Raw genomic sequence first — 14,818 nt, 5'->3', positions numbered from 1 at the left:
CTAGCGATAGTCTCCCTTTTTTTATTTCTACTTTTGTAATTATGGAAAATCCTTGGACCACAAAATCTATTAAAGAAGTCTATGACAATCCATGGATCAGTGTCAGCCATAGAGAAGTGATCACGCCTAATCAGACGGAAGGGATATATGGCAAAGTTCACTTCAAAAATAAAGCGATCGGAATAATCCCACTAGATCAAGATGGGAATACTTGGCTTGTTGGTCAATACAGGTATACCATTGATGCTTATTCATGGGAGATCCCAATGGGAGGTGGTTTGATTGAAAATGATATTCTGGACGTAGCCAAGCGAGAGCTACAAGAGGAGACAGGGTTGACAGCATTCAAATGGACACAGCTGATGAAGTTACACACTTCAAACTCAGTAACAGATGAAGTAGGATATGTCTTTTTGGCAGAAATGCTTGAAGAAGGAGAGTCAAATTTTGATCCTACAGAAAAGCTAGTAATCAGAAAATTACCTTTAATAAAAGCTATATCTATGGTGATGGAGGGTGAAATAACTGATGCGATTTCCATTGCAGGACTTCTTAAAGTTGCAAAATTGTTGAATATTTGACCTTTCATATTTCGCTTCTCTAGCTATCATGTCTCAGTTTAATTTCAAAGATCATTTTTCCAAAACGTTTATTCTGGCTTATCCAGTCATGTTGAGTCAACTTGGACAGGTGTTGGTAGGTGTTGCTGACTCTATGATGGTGGGTAGGCTAGGTGCTGAACCGCTTGCTGCAGCTTCCTTGGCGAATAGTATTTTCTTTGTGGTACTGATGTTTGGCATAGGAGTTTCTATGGCCATCACGCCTCTCGTAGCGATGGCTGATGGTAAAAATAAAAGTAATAAAATTGGAAGACTATTTAGACATGCCTTCTCAATCAATATGGCTACTGGAATTTTCCTGTTTTTGTTGATTATGCTCTTCTCGCCAATGTTGAATTATATGAATCAGCCCTCAGAGGTTGTTCGTTTAGCAATTCCATATTTGGCGATCATTACACTTTCTATTTTACCATTTATGTTTTTTCAGACCTTCAAGCAGTTTGCTGAAGGACTATCTCAGACCAAACAAGCCATGTATATCACTTTGATCTGTAATGGTTTGAATGTTTTTTTAAATTGGGTATTCATTTATGGAAATCTAGGATTACCAGCTATGGGCTTAAACGGAGCAGGCTGGGCGACTTTAATTTCAAGAGTACTAATGGGGAGTATTATAGCCTATTATGTATTCAAGTCTAGCAGATATAAGTTGTTTGATCTTGGTTTCAAGATCAAAAGATTTTCATTTCCGATGGTTTCCAAAATGATTCGAATTGGTGTACCTACTGGTTTCCAATATATCTTTGAAGTGGGAGCTTTCAGTACAGCGGCGATTATGATGGGCTGGATTGGAGTTTCCGCTCTAGCAGCACATCAGATTGCGATCAACTTGGCATCTATCAGCTATATGATGGCTTCAGGTCTTTCTGCAGCAGCAATGGTAAGGGTTGGCAATCAGTTAGGTAGAAATGATATTCATACACTAAGATCCGCTGGTTTTACGGTGTTTGCAATGGCAGCTTTGTTCATGTTGGTTTCTGCGGTGATTTTTATAGTTTTCAGAGAGTTTCTACCATCACTTTATATTGATGATGACGTTGTGATTCAAATGAGTGCAAGCTTACTAGTGATTGCTGGGTTTTTTCAGCTATCAGATGGGATTCAGGTAGTTGGCTTGGGTGCTTTGAGAGGGATGGCTGATGTCAAAGTACCCACTATTGTGACTTTGGTTGCCTATTGGGTAATCGGGTTGCCTTTAGGTTATTTTTTCGCTTTCAACTTGGACCTTCAGGAAAAAGGTATCTGGTATGGTCTATTAATAGGACTTTCTGTAACTGGCGTGATGTTATTATATAGATTCCATGCACTCAGCGCTAATTTGCTTAAAAAGCAGAATAGTGCCAGAGCAGCCGTATAGCTTTTTCAAAATACTTTCAGTCATCTCAAATAAACTTTCTTTTGGGGTAGGTTAGCATTTTCCTTCATTACTTTATATTTTCAAATCAAAAAGAATGGTGGAAGCAAAAACCTCAAGTTTTTCAAGAGTCACAATGACAGAATTGATGATTCCCGCTTATGCAAATTTTGGAGGGAAGATTCATGGTGGGATTTTACTATCCTTGATGGATAAGGTGGCCTATGCAGCTGCATCCAAGCATAGCGGAGCCTATTGCGTGACTGTATCTGTGGATACAGTGGATTTTTTACAACCTGTGGAGGTTGGTGAATTGGTCTCTTTGATGGCATCTGTAAACTATGTTGGAAACAGTTCGATGGTCATTGGGATCAAAGTGATTTCTGAAAATGTCAAAACTGGTCAAGTCAAACATACCAATACCTGTTATTTTACCATGGTGGCCAAAGGAGAAGACGATAGACCTTCTATGGTTCCGAAATTGATTTTAGAAAATAAAACCGATGTTCGCAGGTTTGTGGAAGCTATTTTTAGAAAACGATTTAAGAAAGATTATGAATCGAACTTGAGTCAAATTAAAAAGTCTTGGGATAAACAAGAAATAGCTACTTTGCTGGCTACTGAACGGTGTATTAATCAATCCAAATAAATATGAAGCAATTCTTACTTAATTTTATCATTTTAATGCTTTTGAGCCCTTTTATCTTTGCTCAAAATCCAGCTATTCTTACTCAAAGAGCGCAAGCAACTGTTGTTGATCAATGGCTTGAAGAACGCATTCAATCCGTTTTGCCGCAAATAATGGAGCGAGAAGGTATTGATATGTGGCTGATTATTTCCAGAGAGTATAATGAAGATCCTGTCATCAGGACATTTTTGCCTGCAACTTGGTTTGCTGCGCGCAGGAGAACCATGCTATTGATGTATAAAGCTCAAGGAAGTAGTCAAGTAAAAGCGCTAGCAGTAGCTAGATATGATGTGGGGAAATCCTTCAAAAGGGCCTGGGATCCAGATACAGAGCCCGATCAGTGGAAAGCATTAGCTCAATTAATTGAGGAAAGAAATCCCAAAAAGCTTGCGCTCAATATTGCTGACAATTTTGGCCATGCTGATGGATTGACAGTGACAGATCACGAGCAACTCAAGAAATATCTTAGCCAAACGACCATGTCGAAAGTCGTGTCTGGAGAAAGATTATCAGTGGGCTGGTTGGAGACAAGAACTCCATCTGAAATGGCCACTTATAAGCATTTGCAAACCATAGCTAATAGTATAATTTCTGAGGGATTATCCGAAAAAGTAATCACACCAGGCGTGACCACCACAGATGATGTAGTATGGTGGTATAGGGAAAAGATTAAAGAGTTGAAGCTTGATACTTGGTTTCAGCCTACAGTGGATATTCAGCGTCCTGATCCAGAATCCAAAGAGCATCTAAGGTCATTTGCAGTTAGGCCAGAATCTCAAGTGATCATGCCAGGAGATTTGTTACATATTGATTTTGGAATCACATATCTTAGGCTCAATACAGATACGCAACAACTAGCCTATGTACTTAAGCCTGACGAAAAAGAAGTCCCAAAATACCTCAATGATGCATTCAAAGTGGGAAATAGACTGCAAGATATCCTGACTTCTCAATTTATCACAGGTAGAACAGGGAATGAAATTTTGAAGGCCACCAGAAGTATCATGGAAAAAGAGGGGATCAAGGGAAGTATCTATTCACATCCCATGGGCTATCACGGTCATGCTTCTGGTCCTACCATTGGTATGTGGGATAATCAAGGTGATACAAAAGGGGCCGGAGATTATCCATTATTCCCAAACACAGTCTACGCTATAGAGCTTAATGCCGTGGTATTCGTAAAGGAATGGAATAAAGAGGTCAGAATTATGTTAGAGGAAGGAGCCTTTTTTGATGGAGAAAAAGTTATCTACTTAGATGGACGTCAAAAAGAAATCATGGCGATACCTAGGCACCGTAATTATCTAGGCAATTAATTAATTTTTGATAGAAAAGGCATCTTTAGAAGGTGCCTTTTTTGTTTCTTTTTCAATCTGCATCATCATGCCATTGACAATAAAATAATGACCTACTACATAGAATACCATCACCAAGGCAAGTGTGAAATTCCGAGTAAAGAATAAGTCATCCCCCATCAAAGCATCGCTTATAAAAAATGAGAATACACCTACGATAGTAAAAGAAAAACTTTTTCTACCTATGTAAAACCGCCGATTGAGTGCAAAGATGATGGTAATAGCCGTAACTAAGGCATAGATTAATGCAGGGACGGTAAAATCTCCCAAGGAAGGATATACAAAGGCAGTAGCTGATATGGTAACTACTATAGCTAATAGTTCAGGCCATCTTTGTATCAGTGTAATTACTCTCTTTTTTTTATTCTTTATTGATATGTAGAATAATGCACCATAAGCAGCTTGAGCAATGATGAAAGTACATATTCCTAGCAATTTAAAAAATGTTTCATCTAAGGTAATCATTAAAAAAATATCACCAAGAAAAGAAAAGAAGGTTGCGATCATGAGCAATGGAATCAAAGGATGTTGTACTTTCTTGAATTTTTGAAATAAAAACAAAAGCAAAACTGGAACAATAAGGGGTTTGGTAAGGTAAAAACCAACACTGAATCCCATGAATAGGAAGGTAATGCTGATTGCAGATACAATCAGAAATAGTACATTGAAAAGTTTATTTTCCCGCATTTTTGATTCAAAATGTAATTAATCTTGAAGCAATTTAGACGAAAAAAAATAAAATAAAATACTAGATACTGAGGAATTATTATTCAAAAAATATTCCATGACTCTAAGCCTTTAAAGTGTTAAAAGTCAGTGTTATAATCTGAATTTTTATATTATTTCATCAAAAAATTTAAACTTACCTATTTATTTAATTTTATAAAGAAATATTTTGATTTTTAGGTATTGTAAGAAGATAAATAAAAGCTAATAAGGAAGTGATGGTGCCGAGAGAAAATACTAGAAAAAAGTTCTCCACTTTGTTTTGAAATACAAATCCGGAGGTAATGGCTCCAATACCTATTCCTGCTTCTAGCGCAATGTACATTGTAGCTAAGGCTCTTCCTCGAAATTTATCTAGTGATAGATCTATCGTCCATGCAGAAATCGTTGGCGAGTTCATTCCCACGGAAGCTCCAAAAACCACTCCTCCAAATAAAAGCATAGTTTTTGTTGATGCTAATGCAATAATTAGCATAGCCAAGGCCATCGAAAGAGAAGCTATCTTCATCACAGGGATCCTCCCATATTTATCGGAGGCTTTTCCAGCTATTATTCTTATACCAAGAGAAGATAATGTAAATACAGCAAAGAAAAGTCCTTTATTTTTGATTCCAAGGAATTCCGAATAATCTGGAATGATGGTTAATACCACTCCAAATGAAAAAACTGTCAGAAATAAAACCAATGAAGGAGGTAAAACTCTTTTCTCTATGATTTCATGACGTTGAAGTTTGAAATGATGGAGGGCTAATGTTTCTTTCTCTTCCAAGGTCTCCTTCAATCTTAGAATAATTAATATAGACAATATTGCTGTAGCAGCAGAAGCATAAAATAGTGGGTTGATACCATACTCAGCTGCTATATATCCACCAGCTGCTGGACCTGCAGCCATCCCTAAAGAGCCAAATAGAGATTGTATCCCCATAGCCTCACCGCGTCGGTTGAATGGTACAATATCGGCGACGAATGCAGAAGTACCAGTAGGAGTGAAGCCAGTTGAGAAGCCATGTACAAATCTTAAAAGTAAAAATCCAGCTACTGATGTAATCACAGGATAAAGCATGCTGATAACAAAACATACAATTGCTCCAAAGACCATAACGGGAATCCTACCAATCTTGTCAGCTAACTTCCCGCTAAAAGGTCTAGATAGTCCAGCAGTTAGGGTGAATAAGGAAATGATCAATCCTTTGTAATCTTCTCCACCTAGTGAACTGAGATAGGAAGGAAGCTCTGGGATGATCATATTGAAGCTAGCAAAAAACAAAAAAGAACTCAAGCAGAGAACAAAAAAATTCAATGTAAAAAAAGGTGGGAGGATACGTTTTAGTTTTCCCGAAGCTCTAGACATACCTTACTGGCTATGATCAAAAAACCTCCCGACATGAAAAAGGTTTTCTATCGGGAGGTTATTTGCTTTTATAAATTATTCTTTATTGGCTTCCTCTTCGTTTTGAGCGAGTAGGAATGCTTTGATGAATTCATTCAGCCCTCCATCTAAGACAGCCTGCGCATCAGATGTTTCATGACTTGTTCGTGCATCTTTTACCAATTTGTATGGATGCAAGACATAGTTTCTGATCTGAGAACCAAAGTCGATTTTCATCTTTCCAGATTCAATTTTTGCTCTTTCTGCATTTCGCTTTTCCATTTCTAGTTGGTAGAGTCTGGATTTAAGCATCTGCATGGCCTTTTCTCTGTTTGCAAGTTGAGATCTTTCAATTTGACAGACAACTACTATACCTGTAGGCTTGTGAGTCAATTGTACTTTGGTCTCGACCTTATTGACATTTTGACCACCGGCTCCTCCAGATCTTGAGGTGTGTAACTCTACATCTGAGGGATTGATTTCTATTTCAATTGTATCATCAATTACCGGATATACATAGACTGAAGCAAAAGAGGTATGACGTCTTCCACTACTGTCAAAAGGTGAAATTCTAACCAACCTATGTACACCAATTTCTGATTTGAGAAAACCATAAGCCAATGGGCCATCAAACTCTAGGGTGACAGACTTGATTCCAGCAACCTCACCTTCTTGAAGATCGACTTCTCTGACTTTGTAGCCATTTTTCTCTCCCCACATGATGTACATTCTCATCAAGATGGATGCCCAATCATTACTTTCTGTACCACCGGCACCAGGATTGATTTCCATTAACGCGCTCAGTTGATCTTCTTCACTGCTGAGCATTTTCTTCAACTCAAGATCTTCTACTTCTTTGAGAACCTTGCTGTATTCCGATTTGAGTTCCTCTTCCGGTACCTCATCCATGGAGTAAAACTCGTATAATACATCCAAATCTTGAATACCCGTCTCTATCTTTTCATAGGAGTTGGTCCAAGACTTTTTACTTTGGATTACTTTCATTGTTTTTTCGGCTTCCTCTGGATCGTTCCAAAAATCTGCCTGGGCAGAAACTGCCTCTAAATCTTCTATTTCTACTTTCTTACGATCGTAGTCAAAGATACCTCCTCAAAGCCGAAACGCGGGCTTTCAAGTCTTTCAACTGGTCTGATGTCATAATTTATTTAGTTTTGGAGGGGCAAAAATCGGAAAAATATCACTCTAAACCTATTTCTTTTCAATCTCCATAAAGGATAATCAGTTGTATTTTATTCCTGCCCTTTCTTTTGAAATGTTTGTAACGCACCTTGGATAAAACAAACCCACTTCCAAATAAGGCAGCAGTTGTAATCAAAGAACCATTCTCAATATTGACATTCCCTTCCTGATAAAGACTATTGATTACATTAGCGGAAAGAAATATTGCACCAGCGCCGTAGCTTAGAAATGATAAATTCTTCAAAGTCTGATTTCTTGGGTCCTTGTCGTAAATGTAAACAGCTGTAATATCTTCAGGTCTGAGAACATTTTCAGACAAGACTATAATTTCTGGTTGAATGTCCCTGATGACGTCTGAAATATAGAAGTCATTATTTTTTGTTTTGTAGGTAAATATTTCACCGACTTCGTATTTGATTCTGGTTTTTTGGTTAGTTCCTTTTTGAAGCAAAATAAATTTCTGGGCATGTATTTCAAAATTGCTACTTAGTAGGATAACTAGAAATAGGATAAAAGTTTTATAAAAAGAATTTTTCATAGCCATTTTTCTTGATGTAGGAAGATAATAAAATTTGAGTCACTTAAAAAGTAAGGGTGTCAATTTTGATATGACACCCTACGTATTTTATATCCTGATTGTACGCTTCTATTCCAGAGAGTCCAATGAATATCAAAGTTAAACTAAATCGGTTTTTTTACCAAAACCGGCAAAGCCCCGTATATGCATATTTTATAATTTGATGATCCAGCCATGGACATCTTCTACATTGCCGTATTTGATGTCATCCAATGTTTTCAGTATTCTATTACTAAACGCAGACTCGTCTTTTTCTGGTAATATGTAATCATTTCCACTGACATGGATCTTTGCAATATGGGCTATTGTTGCAGCAGTACCTGTACCAAATGCCTCTTTGAGCGAGTTATTTCTCAATGCATCTTCCAATTCAGCTACTCTAAGAAATCTTTCTTCAACTTTTATCCCCATTTCTCTAGCTAAAGTTAAGACTGAATCTCTAGTGATGCCTTTGAGGATAGTACCAGTAGTAGTTGGAGCAGTGATCAAGGTGTCGTTAATCATGAACATCACGTTCATGGTTCCACTTTCTTCTATATGTTGATGGGATTTACCATCAGTCCAGAGCAATTGATCAAAGCCTTCTTTCTGTGCTAGTAAAGCAGGGTACAATGAGCCTGCATAATTTCCAGCAGCTTTGGCATAACCTGTTCCACCTTCAGCAGCTCTAGTGTATTTACATTCCACTTTTACTGACACCGGCTTGGAATAGTAGTTCCCTACTGGACATGTGAAAATGATGAATTTATATTTTTCAGATGGACGAATACCCAGGTAATCATCTGTAGCAAAAACAAATGGACGGATGTATAATGAACAACCAGGTTTATTTGGAATCCAAGCATTATCAATTTCCAATAGTTTCAGCAAACCATCCATAAAAATCTCTTCTGGAACTTCAGGAATACACATCCTTTTAGCTGATTCATTCAGTCGTTTTTGGTTGGCATCTGCCCTGAAAAGTAAAGTATCCCCTGCATCATTTTTGTAGGCCTTCATTCCTTCAAATACAGACTGACCATAATGCAATGTCGCATTGGCTGGATTCAGCTGTAATGGTGCATAAGCTTCAATTCTGAAGTTTCCCCATGTGCCATTTTCATAATCTGCCACAAACATGTGATCACTGATCGTTTGACCAAATTTCAGATCGTCAAAGTTGGTATCTGGAAGTTTGGACTTGGATGTTTTGTTGATTGCGATGGTTAATGTAGTATTCATAAGCTTAATGTCTTGGCTTCCAGGTTACCTCTTCCACTCCGAGCTCGATAGCCATCAATCTCCCGAGAACAAATAGGTAATCAGAAAGTCTGTTTAAATATTTTACAATGATTTCATCAACAGGCTCTATTTCCATGAGGTCAATGACACAGCGCTCAGTCCTCCGACAAACGGTTCTTGCAACATGACAGAATGAAACTGCTGTATGTCCTCCTGGGAGTATGAAATTTTTCAAAGGAGGTAGTTTTGAATCCATTTGATCAATTTCTTTCTCCAATAATTCCAAGTCTGATTCATGTAGGTCGGGTCTTTTTATGTTTTGTTTGCCATACTCAGTGGCAAGTGTTGCCCCTATAGTAAACAACCGATCTTGAATTTCCTTCAATACAGCTTCTCTTGAAGTATTGACTTCTTGATCACGAAGTAAGCCAATAAAAGCATTGAGCTCATCTACAGTGCCATATGCATCAATTTTGAGGTGACCTTTGGGTACTCTTTTACCTCCCAGCAATGAGGTTGTACCTTGATCTCCTGTTTTGGTATATATTTTCATAAAAAAACCTGATAGTCAAATTAAAATGTTCCTGCTATTGAGCACAAAAGTAACATTCTAATTTCAGAAAAGGTCTATTTACTGTGCTAATTGTGGAGCAAATGATTGGGTTGGGTTTGCGTTAATTTCATCAGACTCAACTAGTCCATCTCTCAACCTAATTACACGATGAGCATAATGTGCAATGTCATCTTCATGCGTTACCATGATGATAGTGTTGCCTTTTTGGTGCAATTCATGAAATAACTCCATGATGCTATATGAAGTCTTTGTATCCAAATTACCTGTGGGCTCATCTGCAAGGATGATGCTTGGATCATTTACCAGGGCTCTAGCAATTGCTACACGCTGACGTTGACCACCTGAAAGCTCGTTAGGTTTGTGATGAACCCGGTCTGCAAGGCCTACATTTTTGAGGGCTTGATAGGCTTTATCATCTCTATCAGCTTTATTGAAACCAGCATAGATCAGTGGTAAAGCTACATTTTCTAAACAGCTGGCTCTTGGTAATAGATTGAAGGTCTGAAATACAAAACCAATTTCCTTATTTCGGATTTCTGCCAATTCATTTTCAGACATGTCACTGACATCCTTTTCATTGAGAATATAAGTTCCTGAAGTGGGGGTGTCAAGACAGCCAATGATATTCATCAAAGTTGATTTACCTGAACCGGAAGGCCCCATAAAAGCTACATATTCTCCTTTGTTCACAGAAATAGAAACTGACTTCAGTGCTTGGACTTCTTCTGCACCCATTCTATATACTTTTCTGATTTCTGAAGTCTCTATTATTTTTTTCATGTTAATTCACGTTTGATTTCCAAATTAATTAAAAGAAAATGAAAGGGAAAATTGATTTGATAAACGGTTAAAGTTATTCTTGGTTTTCTATTAATAATTTTTCTAAATTCTCTTTTGATATCCAATGCTTCATTTCGTCAAGTGCTCTAGTACCATAATTTTCAAGGCCAATCACACGACTCTGATTCACAAAAGCAAGCCATAATTTCGGGTCTTTGTTATATTGAATGGCTTCTTGTAAGATTTCATATTTGAGCATTGGATCAGATACCTCAGCGAGTCCTTTGAATAGGAGAGGTGTGAAATAGGCATTCCTATAAGTCGAAAGTTTAGGCTTAATCAGATTTGCCAAACCAGTAGAAAGCTCAGTTTCTTTTTGAGTAAATAGGAAATCTACGAAACTCTGAAAGTCATCCTTAGTCCAAATTGCATTTTGTCCTTCCGTCAGGTATGTATTGATCAATGCTAGCTGTTCTTTATCCAACCAATGACCTTTGTGTATCAAAATGAAATATGCTAAATCAACCTTAAGATTATTATTGTCTAAGTTGATCATTTTATCAAGGAGGTAGTCTGCTGTTTTACTATGAAACTCAGTTAAAATCGAAAAAAATTCAGCTTGTGGAGTTTTGGCTAAATTACCAGCTTCATTAAAAATCATCCAAGAAGGAAAATCTAATTCAAACTTTTGATGATAAGTAAAAGCTACATCTGGACGTCCTCCGAAATAAAGAATGGCCAAGTGAATCGGCTTGATTCTGGAACTCTGAACAGCAGCAGCTAGTACCAATTCTTTTGCGGCCTTTTCGAAGTCTAATTGACTTGCGAGAACCTCTGCGGCGATTACTTGATAAGTATCTGATTGATTAGGGAAATTAAAAACAGCTCCTGAAAGATACTTAAGCGCTTCATTTATTTGATTTTCCTGTAGCACCCTTATGATTTTAGAATCTCTATAATTTCTCTCTAAGCTTACATTTGCTGTTTGATTGATTAAACTATCAATCATTGTAAGATCGACATCATAGTCGTCGATAGATTGATTCGTCCATTGATTTCGGATTCCGGTTGAGAGTACAAAGTCATTTTTAGGAAGCTGATCGAAAGCTACTTGAATATCCGCTAGGTTTCCATTTTTATTTTCCAAAGCCAATAAATTGATCTGAGTAATGGGATCTGAAGTTTTTTTGAAATCTTCTTCAATTGGGAATAGATGTTTGATTGATAGACCTACAAGATTAGAAATAGCTACTTCTTCTGAATTTTTCAAATCGAGGAGCAACCTTATGGCTTCGGATCCTTTATTTGTTTTTGAATAGAAGAGGGCGAGATTGTTTGTTAGATATGGATTGTTAGGGAAATATTCTAGCCCCTTTTCTAAGTAGAAAATTGCTTCAAGAATTCTATTTGCCTGATGCAGCCTAGCGCTTAAAAGTAGAATATTGGGAACATTTGGTGCATAATCAAAACTCTCTTCAAGCTGCCTAATAGCGGCACTAGGTTGCTTGTCTAAAATATACAAGTGTGCAACAGTATTTTTTGCCCTATCATTTTTGATGTACTGAGCCCAGCTGTTTTCATATAAAATCCTAGCGTGTTGAGGTCTTCCAGTTTGGTAATAATAGTCTGCACTCAAATTAAGCGAAGCACTATTTAGTTGCGTAGCAATGATAGCATCTGCGAAAATCACGAGAATGACCAAAGACATGATTGCCCCAATCCTCATGTGGAAATATGCAAAAAAACGTGGTTTAAAAATAACTTGGTCTAAAGCAGATCCATTATTGATGATACTTGAAAAATTGGTCATTAGATAAGCGAAAAACAACAAGGAAAGCGCTATTTGACCATATAGAAAAATATGGTTGAAAAACTCAACTAAAGGTTGATTATAGGTGTAAACTGCCTTTCCCCATATCAATGTTGTCAAAGCAAAGCCAATTAAATACAAAGATTTACCAACAGTTGGGGAGTCAAATACTTGCTCTGTTTGGTTGATCTTTTGATCTAATACAAAATAACCAATAATACCCGCCACAAACATCAGTACCAAAGGAGGTAGGGTAGGGAAGGGTAAGTTGACTTCTCCCATCAAGTCAAGTAATGTGAAAAGAACCAGCGCAAAATATAAAATAGAAATTACAGTTATATGCCAGCTAATCTTTAAGCCTGCTCCTTGGTTGATTTTTAGTAGGAATATGCTGCTTCCAGAGATGACTGCATGGCCAATATGAAGCAAAAATAAAGAGCATACAACGGTAAGTGGTAGCGTGACCTGTTCAGAAATATAGAGGAATGGAGCCTCGATACTTGTGAGCATCATCAGGATTCCAAATCCAATTATTTGACATGTCACAAGCAATGTAAATCTATGAACTAGCCCCCAATCTGGTTTGAAAAATGAGATGTAACTGATAGGAATCAAAATAGCTGTTATCATTCCTATCAGTGGATAATTTGTAGCAATACCTCCGATATTCAGTCCATTTAACCCACTGAAAGTCAAAAAGAAAATAATAAAAGCTGCCCCGCCTATGAAGTACATTTTCTTGAAACTGCTTATCAAGCTTATTCCAAGTGCGATTAATATGAAATAAACTGCGCCCAAAAAAATACTATACTTACTATTTAGCACCTGAATGAATGATTCAAAAGTTTGGAAAAGCAAGAAGTTTTCTACTTCTATGCTAATGATGTCTGTTCCAAGTCTGAAAAAATTTAATGGGACAGGAATTTGTTCTGTGAAAAAACCAGCCAAGATGGGCATGCTAGGGCTATCAAGAACAAAATGATATATCAATAGGAAAAGGCCTCCAAAAACAGCAACTGCTCCAGGTAGGCCTTTAAAGATTATATTTTCAAGTTTACGGTTATGCGTTTTGGACATTATTCAAGTACCTTTGGAACTCTGAAATAGTCTGAATCACGCTGAGGCGCATTTTTTAAGCCGCTTTCGTGAGGTAAATGCTCCCCAACTTTGTCCTCTCTTAGTACATTGACTTCTGAAGACATGGTAGTGATAGGTTCTACTCCTTCAGTATCTACTTCATTGAGTTGCTCTACCCAATCTAGGATTTGAGTCATGTCCAGAGTCATTTTTTCAGCACTAGTCTCGTCAAATTCTAAGCGCGCCAAATGAGCAATTTTTTTAAGTGTATTGGTGTCTACTTTCATAATTCTAATTCTATTTCAGCTGAAAGCTTATTGTCCAGCAAAAGCTGTTTCTGTATGGTTTCAAAGCAATATGATTTCAGTCTACTTAAGTCTTCTCTAGTCATTTGAGTTGTGACTACCGGAGGGTGAAATACCATCTTGGCAGATTTAAAACTCAACAACAAGAACTTTTGATCAGGTAAAATTAAATGATTAAATGATAAAGTGACAGGAATTATTGGGATTTGTTTTTCTATCGCCAATGTAAAAGCCCCGTCTTTAAACTTTTGAAGAAATGGAGGTTCATTGGTTGTAATCCCTCCTTCAGGGAATATGACCAAGCTACTACCTTCATCCAATGCTTTTTTGGATCTTGCTAATACTTCTGCTCTACTCCTTGCACTAGATCGATTCACTGCTATATGAAGCTTTTTAAAGTAATAGCCAAATAACGGAATTTTCCCCAATGAACTTTTCCCGACAAAGACCACATCTCCAGGTGCAAACCCCATCATAGCAATATCTATGTAAGAAAAATGATTGGCTATGAAAATATATGGTTTCCCTTTTTGGATATTTTGCTTTCCTTCAAATTTTATTGGTTTGAAGATGATCAAAAAATAAATATTTGCCCAGATTCTATTGATCTTCCTACCATATTTTTTCAATCCTGGAATCCAAATGGCAATCAATAGCAAGGGGAAGAGCAAAAGAAAACTCAAGCAAAAAGCTAAAAATGCATAAGTGGTATATATTGCTTTGAGAGTTGTCATTGATTGACCATATGGTTTGCAACTTGTACAAAATACTTCATCATGGTTTCTTTGGTATTTTGATCCATTTCGATTTTATCTATGGCAGCAAACATACAATTGAGCCAGCTATTTCTCAAATCACCATCTATCTCCCACTGGAAGTGTCTCTTCCTAAGCATCGGATGTCCCCTTTGCTCCGAGTATGTTTGAGGGCCTCCAAATACTTGTTGAAGAAACAAAAATAATCGCTCTTCAGCTGGTTCAAGTTCCTCTGGATAAAGCGTCAATAGTGCAGGTGTTTCTGCAACTTTTTGATAGAAGTGATGCACAAGAGCTTTGATTTTAGCTTCTCCGATAGATTGATAGATGGTCTGAAACTCGTACATGAATAAATTTAAAATTTTATAGAAATTAAGTCAAAAAAAAGACTGCGTGAGCAGTCTTTT

Annotated in this window: 15 protein-coding genes; 4 read left to right on the top strand and 11 right to left on the bottom strand. The window is 37.2% G+C overall.

Translation table 11 applies throughout. The annotated features are described in order from the left end of the window. Positions 1-41 precede the first annotated feature (41 nt). The 4 genes from CHB66_RS00450 (at position 42) to CHB66_RS00435 (ending at position 3,978) form a co-directional block, all read left to right on the top strand. Positions 42-581 carry an NUDIX domain-containing protein gene (locus CHB66_RS00450; RefSeq protein ID WP_089236860.1) on the top strand — a complete coding sequence of 180 codons (540 nt, stop codon included), beginning with the start codon at positions 42-44 and terminating at the stop codon, positions 579-581. Between the two features lie 28 nt (positions 582-609). Continuing rightward, positions 610-1,977, top strand: coding sequence for an MATE family efflux transporter (locus CHB66_RS00445; RefSeq protein ID WP_089236858.1), 1,368 nt, complete (start codon positions 610-612; stop codon positions 1,975-1,977). A gap of 94 nt (positions 1,978-2,071) precedes the next feature. After that, complete coding sequence (locus tag CHB66_RS00440; RefSeq protein ID WP_245812630.1) at positions 2,072-2,623, top strand: acyl-CoA thioesterase; 552 nt, start codon at positions 2,072-2,074, stop codon at positions 2,621-2,623. Positions 2,624-2,625: 2 nt separating this feature from the next. Then, on the top strand, positions 2,626-3,978 hold the full coding sequence (locus CHB66_RS00435) for a M24 family metallopeptidase (RefSeq protein ID WP_089236856.1): 1,353 nt from the start codon (positions 2,626-2,628) through the stop codon (positions 3,976-3,978). Here CHB66_RS00435 and CHB66_RS00430 read toward each other — a convergent pair whose 3' ends face one another. The 11 genes from CHB66_RS00430 to CHB66_RS00380 form a co-directional block, all read right to left on the bottom strand. After that, positions 3,979-4,704 carry a lysoplasmalogenase gene (locus tag CHB66_RS00430; RefSeq protein WP_089236854.1) on the bottom strand — a complete coding sequence of 242 codons (726 nt, stop codon included), beginning with the start codon at positions 4,702-4,704 and terminating at the stop codon, positions 3,979-3,981. A 193-nt stretch (positions 4,705-4,897) separates the two neighbouring features. Then, positions 4,898-6,094, bottom strand: coding sequence for an MFS transporter (locus CHB66_RS00425; RefSeq protein WP_089236852.1), 1,197 nt, complete (start codon positions 6,092-6,094; stop codon positions 4,898-4,900). A gap of 75 nt (positions 6,095-6,169) precedes the next feature. Next, positions 6,170-7,271, bottom strand: a protein-coding gene (prfB, locus tag CHB66_RS00420) for a peptide chain release factor 2 (protein WP_141107344.1) whose coding sequence is annotated in 2 segments (ribosomal slippage) — positions 6,170-7,210 and positions 7,212-7,271 — 1,101 coding nt in all. Because the reading frame shifts where the segments join, the coding sequence is not laid out codon by codon here. Positions 7,272-7,331: 60 nt separating this feature from the next. Continuing rightward, entirely contained in the window at positions 7,332-7,850 is a 519-nt protein-coding gene (locus CHB66_RS00415; RefSeq protein WP_089237415.1) for a hypothetical protein, read from the bottom strand. Positions 7,851-8,042: 192 nt separating this feature from the next. Continuing rightward, positions 8,043-9,110 carry a branched-chain amino acid aminotransferase gene (locus tag CHB66_RS00410; RefSeq protein WP_089236848.1) on the bottom strand — a complete coding sequence of 356 codons (1,068 nt, stop codon included), beginning with the start codon at positions 9,108-9,110 and terminating at the stop codon, positions 8,043-8,045. A gap of 4 nt (positions 9,111-9,114) precedes the next feature. Beyond that, complete coding sequence (locus CHB66_RS00405; RefSeq protein WP_089236846.1) at positions 9,115-9,663, bottom strand: cob(I)yrinic acid a,c-diamide adenosyltransferase; 549 nt, start codon at positions 9,661-9,663, stop codon at positions 9,115-9,117. Between the two features lie 78 nt (positions 9,664-9,741). Beyond that, entirely contained in the window at positions 9,742-10,464 is a 723-nt protein-coding gene (locus tag CHB66_RS00400) for an ABC transporter ATP-binding protein (protein ID WP_089236844.1), read from the bottom strand. 73 nt (positions 10,465-10,537) lie between these two features. Next, positions 10,538-13,351, bottom strand: coding sequence for a tetratricopeptide repeat protein (locus tag CHB66_RS00395; RefSeq protein WP_089236842.1), 2,814 nt, complete (start codon positions 13,349-13,351; stop codon positions 10,538-10,540). After that, positions 13,351-13,638: an Asp-tRNA(Asn)/Glu-tRNA(Gln) amidotransferase subunit GatC gene (gatC, locus tag CHB66_RS00390; RefSeq protein ID WP_089236840.1), complete on the bottom strand. Its 288-nt coding sequence runs from the start codon at positions 13,636-13,638 to the stop codon at positions 13,351-13,353. The genes CHB66_RS00395 and gatC overlap by 1 nt, the downstream gene beginning before the upstream one ends. Further along, positions 13,635-14,390, bottom strand: a complete 756-nt coding sequence (locus tag CHB66_RS00385) for a lysophospholipid acyltransferase family protein (RefSeq protein WP_089236838.1) — start codon at positions 14,388-14,390, stop codon at positions 13,635-13,637. The genes gatC and CHB66_RS00385 overlap by 4 nt, the downstream gene beginning before the upstream one ends. Further along, on the bottom strand, positions 14,387-14,758 hold the full coding sequence (locus CHB66_RS00380; protein WP_089236836.1) for a globin domain-containing protein: 372 nt from the start codon (positions 14,756-14,758) through the stop codon (positions 14,387-14,389). Before CHB66_RS00380 ends, CHB66_RS00385 begins: the two co-directional genes overlap by 4 nt. Between the last annotated feature and the right edge of the window lie 60 nt (positions 14,759-14,818).

Origin of the sequence: Belliella buryatensis (assembly GCF_900188245.1) — a bacterium.
Classification (GTDB): domain Bacteria; phylum Bacteroidota; class Bacteroidia; order Cytophagales; family Cyclobacteriaceae; genus Belliella; species Belliella buryatensis.
This window is presented reverse-complemented; position numbering and strand designations above follow the sequence as displayed.